General features: G+C 63.7%; 23 protein-coding genes and 1 tRNA gene. 20 read left to right on the top strand and 4 right to left on the bottom strand.

The window, feature by feature from the left end:
• Window positions 1-3: 3 nt before the first annotated feature.
• The 4 genes from SPBM01_RS19100 to SPBM01_RS19085 all read left to right on the top strand — a co-directional run bounded on the left by SPBM01_RS19100 (window position 4) and on the right by SPBM01_RS19085 (window position 2534).
• A complete protein-coding gene (locus tag SPBM01_RS19100) occupies window positions 4-444 on the top strand; it encodes a hypothetical protein (RefSeq protein WP_188063063.1) in 441 nt (146 codons plus the stop codon).
• 34 nt (window positions 445-478) lie between these two features.
• Window positions 479-1617, top strand: a protein-coding gene (locus SPBM01_RS19095; protein ID WP_410483012.1) for an IS3 family transposase whose coding sequence is annotated in 2 segments (ribosomal slippage) — window positions 479-745 and window positions 748-1617 — 1137 coding nt in all. Because the reading frame shifts where the segments join, the coding sequence is not laid out codon by codon here.
• A 366-nt stretch (window positions 1618-1983) separates the two neighbouring features.
• A complete protein-coding gene (locus SPBM01_RS19090) occupies window positions 1984-2271 on the top strand; it encodes a UvrB/UvrC motif-containing protein (protein WP_188065837.1) in 288 nt (95 codons plus the stop codon).
• Window positions 2271-2534, top strand: coding sequence for a DUF3253 domain-containing protein (locus SPBM01_RS19085; protein ID WP_188063061.1), 264 nt, complete (start codon window positions 2271-2273; stop codon window positions 2532-2534). The genes SPBM01_RS19090 and SPBM01_RS19085 overlap by 1 nt, the downstream gene beginning before the upstream one ends.
• 1 nt (window position 2535) lies before the next feature.
• On the opposite strand, the gene SPBM01_RS19080 is transcribed toward SPBM01_RS19085, so the two are convergent.
• The gene (locus SPBM01_RS19080) at window positions 2536-3492 is read right to left on the bottom strand and encodes an acyltransferase family protein (protein WP_188063060.1); all 957 of its coding nucleotides are present in this window, start codon (window positions 3490-3492) and stop codon (window positions 2536-2538) included.
• 156 nt (window positions 3493-3648) lie between these two features.
• On the opposite strand from SPBM01_RS19080, the gene SPBM01_RS19075 reads away from it, so the two are divergent.
• Window positions 3649-4359, top strand: a complete 711-nt coding sequence (locus SPBM01_RS19075) for a GDSL-type esterase/lipase family protein (RefSeq protein ID WP_262504265.1) — start codon at window positions 3649-3651, stop codon at window positions 4357-4359.
• Window positions 4360-4821: 462 nt separating this feature from the next.
• On the opposite strand, the gene SPBM01_RS19070 is transcribed toward SPBM01_RS19075, so the two are convergent.
• Window positions 4822-4896 (bottom strand) — tRNA-Gly (locus tag SPBM01_RS19070).
• A gap of 354 nt (window positions 4897-5250) precedes the next feature.
• Between SPBM01_RS19070 and paoA the strand changes: the two genes are divergently transcribed.
• The 8 genes from paoA to SPBM01_RS19030 all read left to right on the top strand — a co-directional run bounded on the left by paoA (window position 5251) and on the right by SPBM01_RS19030 (window position 15235).
• Window positions 5251-5895 carry an aldehyde dehydrogenase iron-sulfur subunit PaoA gene (gene paoA, locus SPBM01_RS19065; RefSeq protein WP_188063059.1) on the top strand — a complete coding sequence of 215 codons (645 nt, stop codon included), beginning with the start codon at window positions 5251-5253 and terminating at the stop codon, window positions 5893-5895.
• Entirely contained in the window at window positions 5892-6848 is a 957-nt protein-coding gene (locus tag SPBM01_RS19060) for an FAD binding domain-containing protein (protein ID WP_188063058.1), read from the top strand. Before paoA ends, SPBM01_RS19060 begins: the two co-directional genes overlap by 4 nt.
• Entirely contained in the window at window positions 6845-9052 is a 2208-nt protein-coding gene (paoC, locus tag SPBM01_RS19055; protein WP_188063057.1) for an aldehyde oxidoreductase molybdenum-binding subunit PaoC, read from the top strand. The genes SPBM01_RS19060 and paoC overlap by 4 nt, the downstream gene beginning before the upstream one ends.
• 142 nt (window positions 9053-9194) lie before the next feature.
• On the top strand, window positions 9195-9656 hold the full coding sequence (locus SPBM01_RS19050; protein WP_188063056.1) for a pseudoazurin: 462 nt from the start codon (window positions 9195-9197) through the stop codon (window positions 9654-9656).
• A gap of 91 nt (window positions 9657-9747) precedes the next feature.
• Entirely contained in the window at window positions 9748-11268 is a 1521-nt protein-coding gene (adh, locus tag SPBM01_RS19045; RefSeq protein WP_188063055.1) for an aldehyde dehydrogenase, read from the top strand.
• Window positions 11269-11376: 108 nt separating this feature from the next.
• The gene (locus SPBM01_RS19040) at window positions 11377-11781 is read left to right on the top strand and encodes a DUF779 domain-containing protein (RefSeq protein ID WP_188063054.1); all 405 of its coding nucleotides are present in this window, start codon (window positions 11377-11379) and stop codon (window positions 11779-11781) included.
• An 86-nt stretch (window positions 11782-11867) separates the two neighbouring features.
• Window positions 11868-13010 (top strand): FIST N-terminal domain-containing protein, encoded by a 1143-nt coding sequence (locus tag SPBM01_RS19035; RefSeq protein ID WP_188063053.1) that lies wholly within the window; start codon window positions 11868-11870, stop codon window positions 13008-13010.
• A complete protein-coding gene (locus SPBM01_RS19030) occupies window positions 13007-15235 on the top strand; it encodes a NahK/ErcS family hybrid sensor histidine kinase/response regulator (protein ID WP_188063052.1) in 2229 nt (742 codons plus the stop codon). Before SPBM01_RS19035 ends, SPBM01_RS19030 begins: the two co-directional genes overlap by 4 nt.
• Before the next feature lie 15 nt (window positions 15236-15250).
• Here SPBM01_RS19030 and SPBM01_RS19025 read toward each other — a convergent pair whose 3' ends face one another.
• Both SPBM01_RS19025 and pedF read right to left on the bottom strand, forming a co-directional pair.
• Window positions 15251-16048, bottom strand: a complete 798-nt coding sequence (locus tag SPBM01_RS19025) for a response regulator (RefSeq protein WP_188063051.1) — start codon at window positions 16046-16048, stop codon at window positions 15251-15253.
• Window positions 16049-16099: 51 nt separating this feature from the next.
• A complete protein-coding gene (gene pedF, locus SPBM01_RS19020; protein ID WP_188063050.1) occupies window positions 16100-16525 on the bottom strand; it encodes a cytochrome c-550 PedF in 426 nt (141 codons plus the stop codon).
• Window positions 16526-16660: 135 nt separating this feature from the next.
• On the opposite strand from pedF, the gene SPBM01_RS19015 reads away from it, so the two are divergent.
• From SPBM01_RS19015 to SPBM01_RS18985, 7 genes are all read left to right on the top strand, one after another.
• Window positions 16661-17290 (top strand): nicotinate-nucleotide adenylyltransferase, encoded by a 630-nt coding sequence (locus SPBM01_RS19015; protein WP_188063049.1) that lies wholly within the window; start codon window positions 16661-16663, stop codon window positions 17288-17290.
• Between the two features lie 55 nt (window positions 17291-17345).
• A complete protein-coding gene (rsfS, locus tag SPBM01_RS19010; RefSeq protein WP_188063048.1) occupies window positions 17346-17735 on the top strand; it encodes a ribosome silencing factor in 390 nt (129 codons plus the stop codon).
• 45 nt (window positions 17736-17780) lie between these two features.
• Complete coding sequence (locus tag SPBM01_RS19005) at window positions 17781-18203, top strand: 23S rRNA (pseudouridine(1915)-N(3))-methyltransferase RlmH (RefSeq protein ID WP_188063047.1); 423 nt, start codon at window positions 17781-17783, stop codon at window positions 18201-18203.
• A 45-nt stretch (window positions 18204-18248) separates the two neighbouring features.
• Window positions 18249-19466 (top strand): murein hydrolase activator EnvC family protein, encoded by a 1218-nt coding sequence (locus tag SPBM01_RS19000; protein ID WP_188065835.1) that lies wholly within the window; start codon window positions 18249-18251, stop codon window positions 19464-19466.
• A gap of 117 nt (window positions 19467-19583) precedes the next feature.
• The gene (locus SPBM01_RS18995) at window positions 19584-20936 is read left to right on the top strand and encodes a S41 family peptidase (RefSeq protein ID WP_188063046.1); all 1353 of its coding nucleotides are present in this window, start codon (window positions 19584-19586) and stop codon (window positions 20934-20936) included.
• A 165-nt stretch (window positions 20937-21101) separates the two neighbouring features.
• Window positions 21102-21587, top strand: a complete 486-nt coding sequence (locus SPBM01_RS18990) for a disulfide bond formation protein B (protein ID WP_188065834.1) — start codon at window positions 21102-21104, stop codon at window positions 21585-21587.
• Window positions 21584-22138, top strand: a complete 555-nt coding sequence (locus SPBM01_RS18985; RefSeq protein ID WP_188063045.1) for a demethoxyubiquinone hydroxylase family protein — start codon at window positions 21584-21586, stop codon at window positions 22136-22138. Before SPBM01_RS18990 ends, SPBM01_RS18985 begins: the two co-directional genes overlap by 4 nt.
• Window positions 22139-22142: the final 4 nt, after the last annotated feature.

The following is a 22142-nucleotide window of genomic DNA, read 5'->3' as shown; positions in this document are numbered from 1 at the left end:
CGAATGGCGGCCGCTTCCTCTAGCGCGGTTACGCCTAAGTGGGTCATCGACCTGCACGGCATCAAGGAAGCGCTCACGACAACGTCAAACTCGGCGAAGAACCGGGTAATCAGCGCGATCCAAAGTGGTGAAATGCTCATCATGCGATCGGTTTCGAATGAGCTGAAAGACCTTTATCCTCATCTGTGGGCCGCGTTCACCGCGATCCAGCCGAGAAAGTACGTCCCAACCACTGTCGCCAACAATCAGTCAGCCACGCTCTTACAGGAGCAGCACGGTTCTGGCATACTCGGCGGGCTTCCGCTATTCGAACACTTCGAGGCGGTGGCAGTAGCGCGCAGCAAGAAGTGCAAGCTAGTTTCAGCTGGCAAGGCGCTGAAAAACTGCAAGCAGAGAGGTGGCCTGGCAAAACTGCACATGGGGATAAGTGGATATTCTGCCTGACAGCGGCCACAGGGGCTGCATGACAGGAGAGCAGATGAGCAGAAGACCACGCCGGAACCACAGCCCGGCCTTCAAGGCGAAGGTGGCATTGGCTGCCGTGAAGGGCGAGAAGACGCTGGCGGAGTTGTCGCAGCAGTTCGACGTTCACGCGAACCAGATCACGACATGGCGGACGCAGTTGTTGGAAGGGGCTGCGGGTGTTTTCGGCGTGGAAGGCGCCAGCGAAGCGGCGGAACCAGCGATCGATGTAAAGACGCTGCACGCCAAGATTGGCGAGTTGACGCTTGTAAACGATTTTTTGGCCGGCACGCTCGGGAAGGCGGGACTGTTGCCGAGCGCAAAACGATGATCGACCGTTCGCACGCGCTGCCGCTGACGCGGCAGGCACGGGAGTTGGGGATGAGCAGGGGCAGCGTCTATTACCTGCCCAAGCCGGTGTCGGTCGCCGACTTGGGCACCATGCGCCGGATCGACGAGCTGCACATGGAGTTTCCGTTTGCGGGCAGCCGGATGCTCCGCGATCTGCTGTTGCAGGAGGGCATCAAGGTCGGGCGTCTGCACGTTGCAACGCTGATGAAGAAGATGGCGATCGAGGCGATCTACCGCCGCCCGAACACCTCGAAGCCTGCGCCGGGGCACAAGATCTACCCCTATTTGCTGCGCAAACTGGCGATCGTGCGGCCCAACCATGTCTGGGCAACCGATATCAGCTACATCCCGATGGCCAAGGGCTTCGTCTATCTCGTTGCCATCGTTGACTGGTTCAGCCGCAAGGTGCTGGCCTGGCGGGTGTCGATCACGATGGAGGCCGACTTTTGTGTCGAGGCTCTGGAAGAAGCGCTGGCCCGCTATGGCAAGCCAGAGATTTTCAACACCGACCAGGGCAGCCAGTTCACCAGCATGGCCTTCACCAGCGTGCTGCTCCGGGAGGAAATTGCCATCAGCATGGACGGCAGAGGCGCCTGGCGCGACAACGTCATCGTCGAGCGTCTGTGGCGTTCAGTAAAATATGAGGAGGTGTACCTGCACGCCTATGGCGCGGTCAGCGAAGCACGGGGCTCGATCGGTCGGTATCTGAACTTTTACAATAGCCGCAGGCCGCATTCGAGCCTGGCCGCGAAGACGCCGGATCAAACCTACTTTGACAACCTGCCGCTGATGCTGGCAGCATGAATTTGGCCGCCGATATGGGCCGTCATTCCGGTCGGGCTACGCCCTCCCTGCATGACGGCCCATATCGGCAATTCGACGAAACAACCGGCAGACGATCCACTTATCCGTTGCCGATCCCTGTGCAGACAAACCGAGCCACCTCTCAGATCGCGAACGGTTGTGGCATCCCAAACGGCGACGTAACGGACATAACCGGCGTCTAGCCGTCCCTACGGGTGCCATGCAAACAGTTGCCATGCTGGCTCTGCTGCCTTTCGGACAACAGGCGTAGAGCGGACGGTCAGCAGTCAGAAAGCGTCGTTGGGCTCAGCAACTGCGACAAATGGCGCATTGGTGCCCAACGCCCCGGTCATGCGTTTCTTCAATATGACCGACACGATCAAGACCCTCCAGGCAAGAATGGACGCTGCGGCTCGCGCCTTGGACTTTGAGGAGGCGAAACGATGCCGCGATATGATCAGCCTGATGCGGAGCGGTGCCACGGCCACCGAGGCGGAGCGGGCAGACCTGTCAGGCATTGAGCGTCAGCAGCCCGGGGCTATGGGCTTGGGAACCAGCCGCCAGCGTGTCACTCCTCCCCCGGGCTGGAAGCCGCCTGCTAAGCCAGACCTGATGACTACCGGCGAAACCACTCGCCGAGGACGGCGGCGATAATGACAGCCAGCGCGCGGGACGCGGCGCTGGCGTTGCTCGCCGCGCGGACACAGGGTGCGACTGTTTGCCCGAGCGAGGTGGCCCGAGCCATTGCCCCCGGCGAAGCATGGCGTGCCGCGATGCCAAACGTTCACGCCGCAGTGGACCGTCTAAACGCTGACGGCCTTGTTCGACTGAGCTGGAAGGGGAAAGCCCTGCCGCAACGGAGCGGGCCATATCGTATCGGACGCGTGGATAGCTACGGGAAGATACCGAGCATGTAGTTCAGGCCGCCTGCGGCACCGCATCGGGCAGCGTCGCTGTGGCCCGCCGCTCCGGCATACTGCCCAGCAGCCGGCCAAGCGTAGGTAGCCGCGCGCTCAGGCGACTGGCGATGAAAAGTCCCGGCACCGAAAGCGCCAGCATCATGCCCGCCCCCGCACCGCCCGCCATGAGCAGCGCCATGGCGAGCGGGTGCCAGAGATAGAAAAATAGGCTGTCTCGGCCAATGGCGTTGAGCGGCGGAACCCTTACGCGCACCAACGACAGGAGCGGCAGCAGCGCGATGAAGCCCAGGCACATCAGCAGCCGCGCCGCCATCAAGGTCATGCTGTTGCTTCCAGTACCCAGTCCGATCCACCATGCCATGCCAAGCCCCCCGGCCAGCAGCGCCGCGCCCAGATAGCGCCGGGAAATACCGCGCTCTGCCATCAGCATGCCGAAGAAGAAGTAGACCGGATAGCGCAGGAAACGGCTGTCGGGGGCCAGCAAACTTGGCGCGATCGGGCCATGGTCCAAGCCGAAACTCGCCATGATCGACAGGCTAAAGGGCGTACCGATGGCCAGTAGCACGATCGGCGGCAGCGGCACCAGCCGCGCGATCAGCACTAGAAAGAACAGGACTGGTATGTACCAAAGATGAAAGGGCGGTCGCAGCAGCATGTCCAGCGCCATGCTCCAGCCGAGCGGCCAGCCGCTGATCAACATATAGACGAGCATGGCCACCAGCCAGGGCAGCAGCATCCGCTCGCCATAGTGGCCGAAAATGCGCTGCATCCCCGCCGCGCGCAGTCTGATGAGGTTCAGCAGATAGCCGGAAATGCCGATCATTAGAGGCATACGAAATCCAGCCCCGACCCACAGGGCCGGATGCTGATAATGCGTGATCTCCATGCAATGGCCGATCATGACGAGCAGGATCAGCACACCCTTCAGCAGATCGACCGACGGATTCTTGCCCACCTGCGAACTCCTTAACCCGGTCTTTCCCCTAACTGCGGCCCCTCTACGACGACTTAACGCGAATGGTGAACGAGAGGACGAACAACGCTGTCGCTTTAGCGTTGAGACCAAATGCGCTAGCCTGCCCGTCCCTGCCTGCTGCCACCGGAGAGCAGATTGCCGATTCCCAGCGCCTCGCCTCTTGTCAAATTCACTGTTTCCGTGCTGGTCTTCGCCGCAATTGTCAGCGGCTGGGCGACTTTCCAGCATTATCGCGCGACCAGTGTCACCCTCCCCGACGCCGACCATGCCGACGACGGGTGCATGCTCTGGTTCGTGGGCAGTTCGTCGATCCACCGCTGGACCGATCTTGAAAAGGATATGACACCGTGGAGCGTCCATAATCGCGGCATCAACAGCGCGACCCTGACCGATATCATCCCCCGCTTCGCTAACATCAACGTCAGAAAGGAAGGACGCCCGCGCGCCATCATCGTCTATGCCGGCGAAAACGACATCGCCAATGGTGTACCGGTGCGCACGGTGATCCGCCAGCTCGCAACCCTACTCGACCAGCGCACCCGGCTGATGGGCGACGTCCCCGTGCTACTGCTCTCGATGAAGCCCAGCCCCGGCCGCGCCGCTAACCTTCCCCAGCAGGTTCTGTTCAACCGCGCTGCCCAAGGGCTTATCTCACACGCCCAGCAGGTTCACTATGTCGACATTACTACACCGCTGCTGACTGACGGGAAGCTGGGCGACAATTACCAGCCCGACAGCGTCCATATGAACCCGCAGGGCTATCGCATCTGGGCGAAGGCAGTTCGCGCGCGACTCCATGCCGTTCTGCCGGCTGCGACGTTGGCCCGCTGCGCACCGAGCGGCTAGTCCGCTCCCAGTTCTTCCGTACGCATAATTGGCCCGCTGAGTGGTCCAGAGACTATGATCATGGACCGAGAAAGGGACATTGGATGCCATTCGCGAAGCAAGCTGGAAGAGATTATCGGCAGCGCCCATGTTAGCCGCGAGAATCGGACGGCCCGCCTCAGGAGGTTAGGTACCGGCGTGGGCGGCTGCGGTCCTCGAGGCCCGTCGAGAGCGGAAATAGAAGGAACTGCGGCTGTTATGCCCACTTGGGCGTGGCAATGTGCAGCAAAGCTTCGCCGCATTAACCCGCCAGCTTTAGGTGCTGGATGGAACGCTGACAGAGGCACTGAGCGGGGAGTTGCCAACACCGCGCAGACGCAGTCCGGCCCAGCCTAGCAAAAAGGCAATGTTACCCCAGCGTTACCCCGGTCGGGATCAGGCCTTTGCCCATTAGGGCTAAGTTGTTGTTATTGCTGGAGAAACTGGAGCGGGCGAAGGGATTCGAACCCTCGACCCCAACCTTGGCAAGGTTGTGCTCTACCACTGAGCTACGCCCGCTCGGCGCTTGATGGAGACTTAGTCCCCGTCGGGTGAGGCGGGCAACTAGCAGCGCTTTTGGGGATGGGCAAGGGGTGAATTGCCATTAAAATGAAATTCCTTGTCGCAGACATCAAAAAGCACGCTTTTGCGCCATTTTGTACAGGCGGAAGGCATAATGGACGCGCGCAGCGCTGCGAAGATGCGGCGATGGCCCTGCCCCGATGAGCAGAAAAACATGCTTTGGGTAGCAATTGGCAACTTTGCGGACGCCATCTTTCTGTTAATCTGCGTCCATCACCCCATATTTATGCGCAGCGGCGGATCATTTGCCGCTCCCCTTCGTATCACAGCCAACAGGAGGAAGGACCAGCCATGACGTCCGATCATCTCACGCGCCGGGGCTTGCTGCGCGGCAGCGCCGCCCTGGCCGCCGCGACGCCGGTTCTTGCACCCTCAGCAGGCGCAGCACCATCGACGCGCCCGCCAGCCAAAGAAGGAGCGCCCATGTCGCCGGTGGAATTGACCGTCAACGGCCGCGAAGTCCATTTGCAGCTCGACCCGCGCACGTCATTGCTTGATGCGCTGCGCGAACATCTGCACCTGACCGGCACCAAGAAAGGGTGCGACCATGGTCAGTGCGGTGCCTGCACCGTGATCGTCGAAGGGCGGCGGATTAACAGCTGTCTGACGCTGGCGGTAATGCATGATGGCGACAGGGTTACGACGATCGAGGGGCTTGGCACGGCTGAAGCGCTGCACCCGATGCAGCGCGCCTTCATCACCCATGACGGCTATCAATGCGGCTATTGCACGCCGGGGCAAATCTGTTCCGCCGTCGCGGTGCTGGACGAGATAGCAGCGGGCATTCCCAGCCACGCAAGCGCAGACCTGAACAAGATCGCCCTGTCCGACGCCGAATTGCGCGAGCGGATGAGCGGCAATATCTGCCGCTGCGCTGCCTATCCCAACATCATCGCGGCCATGAACGATGTCGCCAAAGGGGAGAAGGTGGCATGAAGCCCTTTACCTATAGCCGCGCGACCAGCGCGCAGGATGCCGCCAGGACGGCAGCATCGGTGCAGGGCACGCGCTTCATCGCGGGCGGCACCAACCTGCTGGACCTGATGAAGTTGCAGATCGAGACGCCGACTCACCTGATCGACGTCAATCATCTGGGCCTCGACACGATCGCCCCGACCCCCGAAGGCGGGCTGCGGATCGGCGCGCTGGTGCGCAATACCGATCTGGCCGCCGACAAGGCCGTGCGCCGCGACTATGCGGTGTTGAGCCGGGCGCTGGTTTCCGGCGCTTCGGGGCAGTTGCGCAACAAGGCGACGACGGCGGGCAATCTGCTCCAGCGCACGCGATGCCCCTATTTCTACGACACGCGGATGCCGTGCAACAAGCGCAAGCCGGGCAGCGGTTGCGGCGCGATCGGCGGGATGAGCCGGGGTCTGGCGATATTGGGCGTCAGCGACGCCTGTATCGCGCAGCACCCCAGTGACATGGCCGTTGCGATGCGCCTGCTGGACGCGCAGGTCGACACGATCGGCGCGGATGGCGCTGTGCGGGCGATCCCGATTGCGGATTTCCATCGCCTGCCGGGCGATACGCCGCATCTGGAAACGGCGCTGAATATGGGTGAGATCATCACATCGGTGACGCTGCCCAAGCCGATCGATGGCACCCATGTCTATCGCAAAGTGCGCGACCGGGCATCCTACGCCTTCGCGCTGGTGTCGGTAGCGGCGATATTCGGCAAGGGCGGGACAGCGCGTTTCGCCTTTGGCGGGATCGGCGCGAAACCATGGCGAACGGAGGCTGCCGATGCGGCAGCGAAATCGGGCGCGAAGGCAGTGGCCGAAGCGGCGCTGAACGGCGCGCGCACGACCCATCACAATGAATTCAAGAAGGTGCTGGTCGAGAAAACGCTGGCGTCGCTCTATCGGCAGCAGGAGGCACGGGCATGAAGTTCGACACACCCGCCGGGCCGAACCCGATCGACCGGGGCAAGGTGATCGGCATTCCGCACGACCGGATCGATGGCGCAGCCAAGGTGACCGGCGCGGCTCCCTATGCCTATGAACGCCATGATGCAGCCCCCAATGCGGCCTATGGCTGGATGGTCGGATCGGCCATCGCCAAGGGCAAAATCGCGTCGATGGACCTGCGCGCGGCCGAAACGGCGTCCGGCGTGCTGGGCATCGTCACCCATGCCAATGCCGGAAAGCTGGGCAAAGGCAATTTCAATACCGCCCCGTTGCTGGGCGGGCCGCAGATCGACCATTATGAGCAGGCAGTAGCGCTGGTCATTGCCGACACGTTCGAAAATGCGCGCGATGCGGCCAAGCTGGTGCAGATCGACTATGTCGTCGAAGAGGGCAGCTATGATCTGGCTGCGGCCAGATCGAGCGCGGTAAAGCCGCCCGAAGGCGGGTTCGGCGGCGCGCCCGACACGGCTGTCGGCGATTTCGACGGTGCATTCGCCAAGGCAGCGGTGAAGGTCGAACAAACCTACACCACGCCCGACCACAGCCACGCGATGATGGAACCGCACGCCACCACGGCGGCGTGGAATGGCGACAAGCTGACGCTGTGGACATCCAACCAGATGATCGCCTGGGGCGTGGGCGAAGTCGCCAAGACGCTGGGCATCCCCAAGGATAATGTGCGGCTGGTGTCGCCCTATATCGGTGGGGGCTTCGGGTCCAAATTATGGGTGCGGGCCGATGCCTTGCTGGCGGCGCTGGGTGCAAAGCAGGTCGGGCGGCCGGTCAAGGTCGCGCTTGCCCGGCACCAGATCCCCAACAATACGACGCATCGCCCCGCGACCATCCAGCGCATCCGCATCGGCGCAGACAAGGATGGGGTGATCGACGCGATCGGTCATGAAGTCTGGTCGGGCGACCTGCCCGGTGGTGGCCCTGAAACGGCGGCGCAGCAGACACGCTTGCTGTATCGCGGGGCAAACCGGATGACGGCGCACCGGCTGGCGACGCTGAACCTGCCCGAAGGCAATGCGATGCGCGCTCCGGGTGAGGCCGTCGGCCTGCTGGCGCTGGAAGTAGCGATGGACGAACTGGCCGAAGCCTGTGGCGTCGATCCGGTCGAACTGCGCATCCGCAACGATGTGCAATATGACCCGGAAGCCGGGACGCAACGCCCCTATTCCAGCCGCAAGCTGGTGGAATGTCTGCGCGCGGGGGCCGAACAATTCGGTTGGGAAAAGCGCAAGGCCAAGCCGGGTCAGGTGCGCGACGGCCGCTGGCTGGTCGGCATGGGCGTGGCGAGTGCGTTCCGCAACAATCTGGTCGGCAAATCGGGCGCGCGGATCGGCGTGGATAACAAAGGCCATGTCATCGTCGAAACCGACATGACCGACATCGGCACGGGCAGCTATACCATCATCGGCCAAACCGCAGCCGAGATGATGGGCGTGACGCTGGATCAGGTGACGGTGCGGCTGGGCGACAGCCGATACCCTGTGTCGGCCGGGTCGGGCGGGCAATGGGGGGCGAACAGCTCGACTGCCGGGGTCTATGCCGCTGCCATGGCGCTGCGTGCCAAGATGGCGGAGAAAGCGGGCTACCCCCCCGATCAGGCGGAATTTGAGGACGGGCTGGTCCGCCATGCCAACAAGTCGCAGACGCTGGCCGCACTGGCCGGGCGCGAGGGCGTGTGGGCCGAGGATAGCATGGACTATGGCGACCTCGACAAGCGCTATGCGCAGGCGACGTTCGGGGCGCATTTCTGTGAAGTGGGCGTCGACATGGACACTGCCGAAGTGCGCATCCGCCGCATGGGCGGGGCGTTTGCGGCTGGGCGCATCCTGAACCCCAAATCGGCGCGCAGCCAGGTAATCGGTGCGATGACCATGGGCGTGGGCGCAGCGTTGATGGAATCGCTCGAAGTGGACACGCGCTTTGGCTTCTTCGTCAACCACGACATGGCCGAATATGTGGTGCCGGTCCATGCCGACATTCCGCAGCAAACGGTGCTGTTCGTCGACGAGCTGGACGACAAAAGTTCGCCGATGAAGGCCAAGGGTGTGGGCGAATTGGGCATTTGCGGCGCGGGCGCGGCAGTAGCCAATGCCATCTACAACGCCACGGGTCTGCGCCTGCGCGACTATCCGTTGACGATCGACAAGCTGTTGAAGGCGCAAGCCGCCTGACGAACAGGGCGCGCGTCCACGACGCGCGCCCTGTTCATATTTCTGGCACAGGACCGATCGCATAGGACCAAAGGTCAATTGTGGCCGCCCCCCTCCGGCCGCACTCTCCCTGGTAATCCGGCCGCAAAGGCCGTTCGATTCCATGGAGAGTGCCTTGTTCGACCTGCGTTTGCCCCACGCTATCCTTGCCACCGCCGTCCTGATGCTGTCGCCATTGCCCGCCGCAGCGAAGGAAATCACCGTCCAGATGAAGAATCAGGGCGCAGACGGCGCGATGGTGTTCGAGCCATCCTTCGTGAAGGCGTCCCCCGGCGATACCATTCGTTTCAAGCCGACCGATGCCAGCCATAATGCCGAAACCATGGCCAACATGCTGCCCGCAGGCGCAACGGCGATGAAGGGCGGCATGAACAAGGAAGTCGTACTGACCGTCAGCAAGCCCGGCCTCTACGGCATCAAGTGCCTGCCCCATTATTCGATGGGCATGGTCGCGCTGGTGCAGGTGGGCAAGGTGTCACCGGCTGATCTGACCGCAGCCAAAGCGGTCAAACTGCCGCCCTTCGCCGCCAAGCGCATGACGGCCGCGCTGGCCAAGGTGAAATAGAAACGGGTGAGATAGACCCAAGGTGCAATGGCCCGGCATCGGTCGCCGCGCCATCCTTTGAACCAATTCGAACAATTTGGGAGTAGGACAGATGCTGCAACAGGCGATGGAGCGTTTCACCGGCAAGACGTTGATCCGTGACCAATATGATAATTTCATTGGTGGCCAGTGGGTCGCGCCGGTCAAGGGCGGCTATTTCGACAATGTGTCGCCCGTGACGGGGCAGGTCGTGGGCAGAATCGCGCGCGGCACGGCGGAGGATATCGAGCTGGCGCTGGACGCCGCGCACCAGGCGAAGGACGCCTGGGGCAAGACGTCGTCCACCGACCGGTCGAACATCCTGCTCAGGATCGCGGATCGGATGGAGGCCAATCTGGACCTGATCGCAATGGCCGAGACGATCGACAACGGCAAGCCGATCCGCGAGACGACCCATGCCGACATTCCGCTGGCCATCGACCATTTCCGCTATTTCGCGGGCTGCGTGCGCGCGCAGGAAGGGTCGATCAGCGAAATCGACCATGATACGATCGCCTATCATTTCCACGAGCCGCTGGGCGTGGTCGGCCAGATCATTCCGTGGAACTTCCCGATCCTGATGGCGGTGTGGAAACTGGCCCCGGCGCTGGCGGCGGGCAATTGCATCGTGCTGAAACCGGCCGAGCAGACGCCGATGTCGATCCTGGTGCTGATGGAAGTGATTGGCGACCTGTTGCCGCCCGGCGTGCTGAACGTCGTCAACGGTTTTGGCGTGGAAGCGGGCAAGCCGCTGGCCAGCAACAAGCGGATCAGCAAGATCGCCTTCACCGGCGAAACGACCACCGGCCGCCTGATCATGCAATATGCGTCGGAAAATCTGATCCCGGTAACGCTGGAACTGGGGGGCAAATCGCCCAACATCTTCTTTGCCGACGTGATGGACGCGGATGATGATTATTTCGACAAATGCCTGGAAGGCTTTGCGATGTTCGCGCTCAATCAGGGCGAAGTCTGCACCTGCCCCAGCCGCGCGCTGATCCAGGAATCGATCTACGAGAAGTTCATCGAACGCGCCATCGCGCGGGTCAAGGCGATCAAGCAGGGCAGCCCGCTCGACCCCAGCACCATGATCGGGGCGCAGGCGTCGAACGACCAGCTGGAAAAGATCCTCTCCTACATCGAGATCGGGTTGAACGAAGGCGCGGAATTGCTGACCGGGGGCGCGCGCGCCATGCTGGATGGCGAATTGAGCGAGGGCTATTATGTGACCCCGACGGTCCTTAAGGGCCACAACAAGATGCGCATCTTTCAAGAAGAGATATTCGGCCCGGTGCTGGCCGTCACCACTTTCAAGGATGAAGCCGAAGCACTCGCCATCGCCAACGACACGCTGTACGGGCTGGGCGCTGGCGTGTGGACCCGCGACGGGACGCGCGCCTATCGCATGGGCCGGGGCATCCAGGCGGGCCGGGTGTGGACCAACTGCTACCATGCCTATCCTGCTCATGCCGCGTTCGGTGGCTACAAGCAGTCGGGCATCGGCCGCGAAAACCACAAGATGATGCTCGACCATTATCAGCAGACCAAGAATCTGCTCGTCAGCTACAGCCCAAAAGCACTCGGATTCTTCTGAGCTTTCGGGTCGCAGCGAAGGCGCGTCTTCCTCTTTCAACGCGCCTTCGTCTCCGGCGGGCGTCCTTCACGGACGTCCGCCGTTCGGGCTTTCAGCAAGGACAAGATCATGGCCGCACTTCCCTCCCGCATCCTTGCCACTCCGTCGGCGGAGGCGTGGATGCAGCGGCTGACCGTTCAACATGGTCCGCTGATGTTTCACCAGTCGGGCGGCTGTTGCGACGGATCCGCGCCGATGTGCTTCCCGCGCGGGGAGTTTCGGGTCGGCGGGCAGGACGTGCTGCTGGGCCATGTCGCAGGCGACGTGCCGGTGTGGATCGGCGCGGCGCAGTTCGAATATTGGCGGCATACGCAGGTGACGATCGACGTGGTGCCGGGGCGTGGTGCGGGGATGTCGCTGGAAAGCCCCGAAGGCGTCCGCTTCATCGTGCGGTCGCGGGTTTTCGACGATGCTGAGAATGACGCGCTGGTGGCGGCAGGCGATCCGCCGCGCGGCGACACCGTGCCAGCATAGCATCGCCGATTTGCGCAGATGACAATCCGGCACGCGCCGGTGCATACCCCTTCCCACAAGAGGGAGGATATATGGAGGAGAGCGACATGGGCAGGCGCGCAACCGGGATCGGCTTTGCGTCGAGCCACGCCAGCGATCCGTCCGCTGCCATGGCGCAAATCGTTGCGCAGCTGGGCGATGCGCCACTGGCCGGGATGCTGCTATTTTGTTCCCACCGTTTCGATCGGGACGCATTGGCCCGCGCGGTCAACCGGCATAGCGAGCAGGTCGTGGCCATCGGTTGCACCAGTTCGGGCGAGTTGACCGATGTGGGGTATGATGAGGACAGCCTGAGCATCATTGGTTTTCCGGCCGACGCCTTTCACCTCATTTCCCATTGCTTCGACGATATCGACGCATTCGATCCCGTTGCCGCGCGCGAGACGATCCGATCGCTGGCGGCCGTGGCCGAACGCGACAGCCGCCATCTGGGCGACAAGGTCAATCATGTCGCGCTGTTCCTGGTCGATGGCCTGTCGCATCGCGAAGAATTGCTGACGATGACCATTCAGGATGCGCTGGGCGACATTCCGCTGATCGGTGGATCGTCGGGCGACGGGCTGGCATTTCGCGAAACGGCGATATTCCAGGGCGGACGCTTTCGCCACCGTGCCGCCGTGATCGCCATCCTGTCCACCCCCCGGCCGCTGCATGTGTTCAAGGGGCAGCATTATCGCCCCGGTGCGGCCAAGATGGTCGTGACAGGTGCCGTGCCGCAGGACCGGATCGTCACCGAAATCAATGCCGAACCGGCTGCGCAGGAATATCTGCGGCTGGCCGGCCATGCGGGCGAGGCTCTCGGTCTGGCCTTCTATGCCGCGCATCCGCCGATGGTGCGGGCAGGCGGCGACTATCATGTCCGGTCGATCCAGAGCGCCAACCCGGACGGCAGCCTGACATTCTACTGCGCGATCGACGAGGGTATCGTGCTGACGGTGGGTGAGCCGATCGACCGGATCGCGGGGATGGAGGCGATGTTCATCGACATCGCCGCGCGGGTCGGCACAGTGGACCGGATCGTCGCCTTCGATTGCGTGTTGAACCGCATCGACGCGGAACAGCGGCAGATCAGCCGGGCCGTATCCGAACTTTATGGCCGTCACAGGGTGATCGGTTTCAACACCTATGGCGAGCAATATCATGCGCTGCACGTCAACCAGACGATCAGCGGACTGGCGATCGGCCGATGAGCGTGGAACCGTTCATTGGCGACAGCGACATGGACATAGAGTCGCTGCGCGAAGCGAACCGGAAACTGCGCAAGATCAACGCTGCGCTGATCGACCGGGTCGAACGGTCGAGCGACATGGCGGGCAATGCCTTTTCGATGTTCGAGACGGCCATCACGCTGGAAGCGATGGTGCGCGAGCGGACGGGAGAATTGGAGGATGCGCTGGGGCGGCTGGCGAGCGCCAACGCGGAACTGGCGCAGGCCCATGCGCGCGCGGACGCCAACCGGATGCGGCTGCGCGATGCGATCGATTCGATCAACGAAGGCTTCGTCCTGTTCGATGCGGAAGACCGGCTGATCCTGTTCAACGACGCCTATCTGGGGTTCTGGCCCGAAATCGCCGACCAGTTGCGCGAAGGCATGTCCTTTGCCGACGTCGCGCGGCTGGCAGCGGCGCATCACCGGCCGATCGGCGCGCTGGTCGCGCCGGACCGCTGGGTGTCGGATCGGCTGGCGCGGCACAGCGTCGCCGATGGCGGCCATGTGCAGGCGCTGGCCGACGGGAGATGGGTGCAGATCAACGAACTGCGCACCAGCGAAGGCGGCATCGTCGGCATCTATACCGACATTACCGAGGTCAAGGCGGAGGATGCCCGCGCCCGCGCGCTGGAACTGGCCGAACGCAATCTGGTGTTGCAGGCGACGCTGGACAATTTGTCCGAAGGCGTGTGCCTGATCGATGCGGAAGGCCGGGTTGCGGCATGGAATGAGGCGCTGCGCCCCCTGCTGGGGCTGGCCGATGACTGGGTTCAGGATGGTGGCACCCATGCGACACTGATTGGATGGTGCCGGGACGGCATGGGCATGGTGGATCAGGGGTGCCTAGACTGGCGCGGCCATGGCCTGACCAGCGATACGCGCCATGCGCTGGTCCATGCCGGCGACCGTAGCTTTGAATTGCGCAGCACCGCATTGGAACGCGGGGGGCAGGTGATTGGCTTTACCAACGTCACCGACATGCTGCGGGCGCAGGCCAGTTTGCAGGAAACCGCCGAAACGCTGGAACGGCGGGTAGCCGAACGCACGGCCGAACTGGAAGCCGAAGTCACCGAACGGCGCGAGATAGAGGCGCAGTTGCGCGACGCCAAGACGGCAGCGGAAAAGGCGAACCTGTCCAAGACCAGTTTTCTGGCCGCCGCCAGCCACGACCTGCTCCAGCCGCTCAACGCCGCGCGCCTGTTCGTCGCGGCATTGGGCGACCGGCGGCTGGCGCTGCCGACCCGCGCGCTGGTCAACCAGACATCGACGGCGCTGGATTCGGTCGAGGATCTGCTGGAGGCGCTGCTGGAGATCAGCCGACTGGACGCGGGCGCGATTCAGCCGGAGATTGGCGATTTCAGGCTCGACCGGCTGCTCGATACGCTGCGCGTCGAATTTGCGCCGGTGGCGCGGGCGGCGGGGCTGACGATGACGATCGCGAGCGAACCGGCCTGGGTCCGTTCAGACATTCGCCTGGTGCGCCGCATCCTGCAAAATTTCGTATCCAACGCCCTGCGCTACACGCAGCAGGGATCGGTCCGGGTCGACTGCACGATCGATGGCCGGGGGGTTTGCATCAGCGTGAAGGATAGTGGTCCAGGCATCGCACCGGACAGCCAGGCCATCATATTCGAGGAATTTCGTCGCCTGGACAGCCGGACCAGCGGCAAGGGGTTGGGACTGGCGATCGTCAAACGGGCAAGCGACATGCTGGGCCATCCCGTCACGCTGGAGTCCGCGCCCGGTCGCGGATCGACCTTTGCCATATGCCTGCCCATTGGCGAGCCGGTAGCCGACCCGGTCGACGGCGCCGAGATGCCGGGCCGTGACCGGACGATGCGCGGCCTCAACATATTGGTGATCGACAATGAACGGGCGATCCAGACGGGGATGCGGACATTGCTGGGCGGATGGGGCTGCACCGTGCAGGCAGCGGGCGGCTTTGCCGAAGCGACCGGGCTGTTTGGCGATGGCGCAACGCCCGACATCATCCTGATCGACTATCATCTGAACGAAGGGGAGACAGGCGACCAGACGCTGGACCGACTGCGCGCCCATTTCGGCGGGCCGGTGCCTGCGATCATGATTTCGGCCGATCGCGGCAAGGAATTGAAAGCGCGACTGGATGCGTGCGGCATCCCGCTGCTCAATAAGCCGGTGAAGCCCGCACAGTTGCGGGCGCTGTTGAGGACGATGCTGAAATAAAACAGCCGGAGCGGATCAATCGCCGCCGAAATGCACCCGGTTGGCCTTGATCACAGCCTGCGTGCGGCTCAGCACGCCCAGCTTTTGCAGGATGGCCGAGACATGGGCCTTGATCGTCGTCATCGACACATTGAGGTCATGGGCGATCTGCTTGTTCAGGCGACCGTTGACCAGATGACCCAGCACCGTCTTTTGCTGCGGCGTCAGGCTGTCGATGCGGCGCACGATCTCATCCTCCTCCGGTGAAGCGACCGGCGCATCGCCCATGGTTTCGGGCAGATAGATTTCGCCCGACACCACCCGATGCAGCGCATCGACGATGGCGCTGCGCTTCAAGGATTTGGGAATGAAGCCCGCTGCCCCTGCGGCCAGTGCTTCCTGCACGATGGCACGGTCGAACGCGCCCGACACCATCACCACCGGCAGGATGGGGAAACGGTCGCGCAGCAGTTTCAGCCCTTCGAGCCGCCGGACGTCGGGGATGTGGAGGTCGAGCAGGATAAGGTCGAAATTATCCTGCTTTTCCAGCGTAGCGACTGCCTCCTGCAAGCTCGCCGCTTCGAAAATCTCGATATTGTCGAAGCTGATCGCGATCACGCTGCGCAATCCGTCGCGCACCAGTGGATGATCGTCGACGATCAGCACCCGTTCCATGATCGCTTCGCCGCCCATATACTGGCCCATATTTTGCCCCCCGCCCGAATGATCGGGCAAGTCGTGAAACGTGGCAAGTCGCAATGCGCCCGGTGGCGGGACCGGGACGAACCGGACCGGCGCAGGCGATTGATGGTGGCCACGTCCCATGACGATCATGATGCTGCCTTTGCTATCGCGCCCGTGCCGCAACTGGCCGGGGCGTGGCGATCACCCTTCATGCTTGGTTTCGAGCCAGGCGCGAATCGCCCAGCCCGCCTTTTGCCCCAGCACATTGCCAAAGGGGGGCATATAGACTTTTCCGTCATGGCTGGCCCCGTTGCGAAAGCGTTCGGCAAACCACTGGTCGCCCGAATCGCCCAGTTCCAGATAACGCAGGTCCGGCGCGATCCCGCCCGATTGCGCGTCCAGACCGTGGCACCGCGCACAATTCTGGCCATAGGCCGACTGACCGATTTCGATCGCCTTGCCATTGCCGCTATAGGGGTTTTTGGCCAGCCACGCTTCGCCGATCTCAGGCAAAGCGGAAGTGTTCACTGCCTGCGGCACGACATCGCCATGCGCCAGCAGCGCGCTGGTCGTGGCAAGGCCCAGCGTAGCGATTGCGCCCAGCAGCGCCATGCGTCCCAACCTCATCTGCACATCCTCACCCGGTAGGTTATCCCTCACTCGTCCACGACTGTATGACAGGATGGCCAAGCCCCCCATTGGCCATTGGTATAAGGGGAATGGGCGATTGCAGCGACGCGCCGCCGGTGGCATGGCGAAAGGATGACGCGCATCGGCCTGCTCGGCGGTTCCTTCAATCCTGCCCATGACGGGCATCGGGCGATCAGCCTGTTCGCGGCCAGGGCGCTGGGGCTGGACGAAGTGTGGTGGCTGGTGTCGCCGGGCAATCCGCTCAAACCCGCCAAGGGCATGGCGCCGCTGACCGCGCGGCTGGCACGGGCGCAGCATGTCGCGCGACGCGCCCCGATTCGCGCCACGGCGATAGAGACATATCTGCGCACCCGTTATACAAGCGACACGTTGAAAGCGATTGCGCGCCAATATCCCCGCAATGACTTTATCTGGTTGATGGGGGCCGATAATCTGGCGCAATTTTCGGCGTGGCGGCAATGGCGCGACATTGCCCGCGAAATGCCCATTGCCGTCATCGCCCGTCCGGGTTATGATAGGCACGCTCGTGGCTCTGTGGCGATGAGCTGGCTGCGGCGCTTCGTCCGGTCCGCGCGCCAAAGTGCAGACTGGACGAGTTGGAGAACACCGGCGCTCGTGCTTTTGCGCTTTCGCCCTGATCCAAGATCGGCGACCCTGCTTCGGCAGGCGGACCCCCTCTGGCATCGCGAATATAGTGAAGCCCGCGTGCGTGATCCGCTCACGCGCCGGTTGATTGTCTAAAGCATTTGCGGGGGCTTGCTCGCACATGCGGCCACGAAGAAGAAATGGAGTTTTTTTGACCAGACCCGCCCCTGCCAACGATACGGCCCCACTGGCCGATTCCGTGGCCGCCCTGCACGCCCTTGTCATGCAGTCGCTTGACGACGACCAGGCGCAGGAAACCATCTCCATCCCCTTGGAAGGCAAGAGCAGCATCGCCGATTATATGGTGATCGCCAGCGGCCGTTCGTCGCGTCAGGTCGCAGCGATCGCCCAGCATCTGGCCGAACGGATCAAGAAGGAAACGGGCCGTTCGGCACGGGTCGAAGGGTTGCCGGTCGCCGACTGGGTGCTGATCGACGCGGGCGACGTGATCGTCCACCTGTTCAAGCCCGAAGTGCGCAGCTTCTACAATCTGGAACGGATGTGGGGCTTTGTCGACGCGCCGGTCGCGGGCAACGCCTGAGCCGGACGTCAGATACACGCGCGATGAAGGGTTAGAGGCAGCTTCATGCTCCTGCACATCATCGCGCGCGGCAAGATCGGGCGATCGCCCGAATCCGAACTGGTCGACCGCTATCTCAGGCGGTTGACCATGCCGCACAAGATCAGCGAAATGCCCGACCGGGGGGGCAAGCTGCCTCCGCAAGCCCCCGGCACCGTCACGGTGATGCTGGACGAAAAGGGCAAGCAGTTGTCGTCCATGGACTTTGCCCGGCGGATCGAGGGTTGGCGCGACGCGGGGACGCGCGAGTGCCGCTTCCTGATTGGCGCGGCGGACGGGTTCGACGATGCGGACCGGGCGAACGCGGACCTGCTGATCGCATTCGGCAACATGACATGGCCCCACATGATGGCGCGCGCGATGCTGGCCGAACAATTGTGGCGCGCCTGTTCCATCCTTGCCAACCACCCCTATCATCGCGAAGGGTGATGCGGACGGTCGGGGGTTGGGGCTGAAGTGAAGCAGGCGACGATCATGGTGGCGATGCTGGTGGGCGGAATGGCCCTGGCAGCGACGCGCCTGCCTGCTGCCGGGGATACGGCCATCATCCTGTCCGGCACGGCCGCCACCACGCTGGAGCAGGAGCAGGCCGCGTTGAAGGCCGCGCGCCGCCAGTCGGACGAGGCACGCGACCGATCCGCCCGGCTGGAGCAACAGGCCAGCGCCGCGCGCGACGATGCGCAGCAGGCGCGCCGCCGCGCCGCCGCCACTGCCGCACGCATCCAGCAGGCCGAAGCCGATATTCAGGCGGCGCAGGCGCGTATCGCCATCATCGCGCGGATGCAGCGGGCGCAGGCCGCGCGGCTGGCGGTCAAGCAGGAGCCAGTCGTGCGCCTGACCGCCGCGCTCCAGATGATGGCGCGCCGCCCGCTGGCGCTGGCGTTGATCCAGCCCGGATCGGTGAGCGACGCGGTGCATATGCGCGCGGTGCTGGCACAGGTGCTGCCAGTGATCCGCCAGCGCACCGCCGGGCTGCGCGACGAACTGGCGCGCAGCCGGGGATTGCAGGCAACCGCGCAGCAGGCCGCCGATGCGCTGGGCAAGGCGCAGGCCGACCGGCGGGAACGGCAGGGCGCGCTCGCCACGCTGGAAGCGGCCAAGCGGGTTGCGGCGCGCGACTATCGCACCAATGCGGGGCTGGAAAGCGAACGGGCGCTGGCGCTGGGTGAGCGGGCGCGCGATATTGTCGACCTGATGGACCGGCTGGAGGATGCTGGCGACCTGCGCGAAAAGCTGGCCGCCCTGCCCGGTCCGCTGCTGCGTCCCGCCCGGCCAGACCAGACAGGCGCACCACCGCCCGAAGCCACCACCGCGTCAAGCGGCCCGCCGCCCTATCGCCTGCCCGTCATCGGTCAGCTGGTGACGGGCATGGGGGAAGTGAATGACGGCGGCGTGCGGTCGCGCGGGCTGACGCTGGTGACGCAGCCAGGGGCGCAGACCGTCGCGCCGACGGCGGGGCGCATCGCCTATGCCGGTCCCTATCGCGGCTATGGCCAGATATTGATCATCGACCATGGGCAGGGCTGGACCACGCTGATCACTGGCCTGCACCGCGTCACCGCGCAGGTGGGCGAGCGCGTCGCTCAGGGCGAGCCGGTGGGCATCACGGGCCAAGGCCGCCCGACCGTGACGATCGAACTGCGCCGCAATGGCCGCCCGGTGGACATCGTGCCGCTGGTGGGGCTGGGGTGAAAGCAAGCCATTAACCCGACGCTCATCGAGCCTGCGCAACATTGGTCGAAGCAGGCTTTTGCGTCGGGACGCGAATCGGCTTATGATGGGACGCAGATGCCGGAATCAAGGAAACCCATGAAGTCCACTTTCCTCCAGGGCGCCGTTGCGCTCGGCGCGCTTGCGCTCATTCCCGCCACCACGGCCGCGCTGGCCGATGGGGAGGCGTCGAGCTACAAGGCGCTCGATGAATTTATGGACGTGTTCCAGAAGGTCCGCAGCGACTATGTCGAGAAAGTCGACGACGAAAAGCTGATCAAGGGCGCGATCGACGGGATGCTGGCCAGCCTCGATCCGCATTCATCCTTCCTCGACGCGCGCGATTTCCAGAATCTGCGCACCCAGACGGAGGGCAGCTATGGCGGCCTGGGCCTGTCGGTCACGCAGGAGGATGGCGCGGTCAAGGTGATCGCCCCGACGCAGGATACCCCGGCCTGGCGCGCGGGGATCAAGGCGGGCGACTATATCACCCATATCGACGGGCAGTTGATCTATGGCGGCACGCTGGACGAAGCGGTCGACAAGATGCGCGGTGCGGCAGGCACGTCGCTGAAGCTGACGATCGTGCGGGCGGGCCGCGACAAGCCGATCGACCTGACCCTGACGCGCGAAATCATTCAGTTGAAGCCCGTCAAATGGGAAGTGAAAAACAATATCGGCGTCATCAACATCGTCAGCTTCTCCGCCAATACCGGCGCGGACGTGCGGCAGGCGATCCGCAGCATCGACAAGTCGCTGGGCCACAAGCCGACCGGCTATGTGCTGGACCTGCGTTCCAACCCCGGCGGGTTGCTGGACGAAGCGGTATCGGTCAGCGACGCTTTTCTGGAGCGGGGCGAGATCGTGTCGCAGCGCGGCCGGACCAAGGGTGATGTCGAACGCTATTATGCCAAGGCGGGCGATGATGCCAAGGGGCTGCCGGTCATCGTGCTGGTGGATGCCGGGTCCGCTTCCGCATCCGAAATCGTGGCGGGCGCATTGCAGGACCAGCATCGCGCACTGGTGATGGGCGAACGCAGTTTCGGCAAGGGCAGCGTGCAGACGATGTTGCCGCTGTCCAACACCACCGCGCTCAAGCTGACGACGGCGCGCTATTATACGCCGTCGGGCCGCAGCGTGCAGGAAGGCGGCATCCAGCCGGACATTCGCGTGCCGCAACTGTCCGACCCCGATTACAAGAACCGCCCGAAATATCGCGAAAGCGACCTGCGCCGTCATTTGATCAACGAGATCAAGACCGACGACAAGGTGCTGGAAGAAGATGCCAAGGACGATCCGCGCTTTGCGATGTCGGCCGAGGATCTGAAGAAGAAGGGCGTGGAGGATTTCCAGCTCGACTATGCGCTGCGCACGATAACCCGGCTGGCCAGCACGCCGGGCGCGGCCATCGCGCAGGCGCAGGGCGTGGCGCGCAAGCCGGGGGCGAAGTAATCCTGTCCACTCCTGTGCCTATAGGCACCGCATGTTCCCGCGCAGGCGGGAACCCAGTTCAGACGGTGGGACTGGGTTCCCGCCTGCGCGGGAACACACAATGCCTTGTCGTCCATCCCGCAAGTTCAGCATGACGAAAGGTGCCGGGGCGTTTAAGCGGGGATGATGAGCAAACTCCCCCTCGCCCGCGCGCTGGCGCTGTTGGTTCCCGTCGCGTTGCTGGGCGGTGCCTATGCGTCGCAATATGTCGGTGGCCTGCATCCGTGCGAAATGTGCTGGTGGCAGCGTTATCCCCATATGGCGGCAATCGCTCTGGCGCTGGTGGCGTTCGCGGCGAAGGGCAATCCACGGACCAGCGCCCTTTTCACGACGCTGGCGGCAGTGGCGATCGGTATCAGCGGTGGCATCGGCCTGTTCCATGCCGGGGTCGAATATGGCTGGTGGGAAGGGCTGACCGCCTGTTCCACATCGCCGACCGGGGGCAGCGCAGCCGACATATTGAACCAGATCATGGCGACACCGATCACCCGGTGCGACGTTGCGCCGTGGAGCCTGCTGGGCATTTCGCTGGCGGGCTATAACGGCCTCTTGTCGGTGGGCGGGGCGCTCGCCATCTTGGTGTTGCTTGGCAGGAAGGGATGGCGCGCATGAGTGGAGACACGGATTCTCCCCGGCCAGGCCGTCGCATCAGCGACACGGCGCGCGCGTCCATGCTGCGAGTCGATCAGGCGGGCGAGTTTGGCGCGACGCGCATCTATGCCGGGCAACTGGCCGTGCTGGGCGACCGGCATCCCTATGCCCGCATCATTGCCGGCATGGCGGCGCAGGAGGAGCGCCATCGCGCCACGTTCGACGCGATGATCGCGCGGCGCGGCGTGCGGCCGACGATGCTGGCACCGATCTGGGATGTGGCGGGCTTTGCGCTGGGCGCGGTAACGGCAGCGATGGGGCCAAAGGCCGCCATGGCCTGCACCGCTGCGATCGAAACCGAAATCGACCGCCACTATGCCGAGCAATTGGTGGAACTGGGCGACGACGACAGGGAACTCTCCACCGCCATTGCGGATTTTCAGGCAGAAGAGGTCGAGCATCGTGACGCTGCGCTGGCGCATGGCGCGGAGCAGGCGCCTGCCTACCCCCTGTTGTCGGGCGCCATCCGTCTGGGATGCCGGGCCGCTATCGCGCTGTCGAAGCGCATCTGAAAAG

The organism is Sphingobium sp. KCTC 72723 (assembly GCF_014280435.1).
Lineage (GTDB): Bacteria > Pseudomonadota > Alphaproteobacteria > Sphingomonadales > Sphingomonadaceae > Sphingobium.
This window is presented reverse-complemented; position numbering and strand designations above follow the sequence as displayed.

What these genes read in the sequence shown, in the direction of transcription:
- SPBM01_RS19025 (WP_188063051.1), bottom strand. Translation starts at nt 16,048, where the DNA reads ATGATCGTCATGGGACGTGGCCACCATCAATCGCCTGCGCCGGTCCGG.
- SPBM01_RS19005 (WP_188063047.1), top strand. Translation starts at nt 17,781, where the DNA reads ATGCTCCTGCACATCATCGCGCGCGGCAAGATCGGGCGATCGCCCGAA.
- SPBM01_RS19040 (WP_188063054.1), top strand. Translation starts at nt 11,377, where the DNA reads ATGGCCGCACTTCCCTCCCGCATCCTTGCCACTCCGTCGGCGGAGGCG.
- SPBM01_RS18985 (WP_188063045.1), top strand. Translation starts at nt 21,584, where the DNA reads ATGAGTGGAGACACGGATTCTCCCCGGCCAGGCCGTCGCATCAGCGAC.
- SPBM01_RS18990 (WP_188065834.1), top strand. Translation starts at nt 21,102, where the DNA reads ATGAGCAAACTCCCCCTCGCCCGCGCGCTGGCGCTGTTGGTTCCCGTC.
- SPBM01_RS19090 (WP_188065837.1), top strand. Translation starts at nt 1,984, where the DNA reads ATGACCGACACGATCAAGACCCTCCAGGCAAGAATGGACGCTGCGGCT.
- SPBM01_RS19100 (WP_188063063.1), top strand. Translation starts at nt 4, where the DNA reads ATGGCGGCCGCTTCCTCTAGCGCGGTTACGCCTAAGTGGGTCATCGAC.
- SPBM01_RS19030 (WP_188063052.1), top strand. Translation starts at nt 13,007, where the DNA reads ATGAGCGTGGAACCGTTCATTGGCGACAGCGACATGGACATAGAGTCG.
- paoA (WP_188063059.1), top strand. Translation starts at nt 5,251, where the DNA reads ATGACGTCCGATCATCTCACGCGCCGGGGCTTGCTGCGCGGCAGCGCC.
- adh (WP_188063055.1), top strand. Translation starts at nt 9,748, where the DNA reads ATGCTGCAACAGGCGATGGAGCGTTTCACCGGCAAGACGTTGATCCGT.
- paoC (WP_188063057.1), top strand. Translation starts at nt 6,845, where the DNA reads ATGAAGTTCGACACACCCGCCGGGCCGAACCCGATCGACCGGGGCAAG.
- SPBM01_RS19050 (WP_188063056.1), top strand. Translation starts at nt 9,195, where the DNA reads ATGGAGAGTGCCTTGTTCGACCTGCGTTTGCCCCACGCTATCCTTGCC.
- SPBM01_RS19060 (WP_188063058.1), top strand. Translation starts at nt 5,892, where the DNA reads ATGAAGCCCTTTACCTATAGCCGCGCGACCAGCGCGCAGGATGCCGCC.
- SPBM01_RS19085 (WP_188063061.1), top strand. Translation starts at nt 2,271, where the DNA reads ATGACAGCCAGCGCGCGGGACGCGGCGCTGGCGTTGCTCGCCGCGCGG.
- pedF (WP_188063050.1), bottom strand. Translation starts at nt 16,525, where the DNA reads ATGAGGTTGGGACGCATGGCGCTGCTGGGCGCAATCGCTACGCTGGGC.
- SPBM01_RS19035 (WP_188063053.1), top strand. Translation starts at nt 11,868, where the DNA reads ATGGGCAGGCGCGCAACCGGGATCGGCTTTGCGTCGAGCCACGCCAGC.
- SPBM01_RS19000 (WP_188065835.1), top strand. Translation starts at nt 18,249, where the DNA reads ATGGTGGCGATGCTGGTGGGCGGAATGGCCCTGGCAGCGACGCGCCTG.
- SPBM01_RS18995 (WP_188063046.1), top strand. Translation starts at nt 19,584, where the DNA reads ATGAAGTCCACTTTCCTCCAGGGCGCCGTTGCGCTCGGCGCGCTTGCG.
- SPBM01_RS19015 (WP_188063049.1), top strand. Translation starts at nt 16,661, where the DNA reads ATGACGCGCATCGGCCTGCTCGGCGGTTCCTTCAATCCTGCCCATGAC.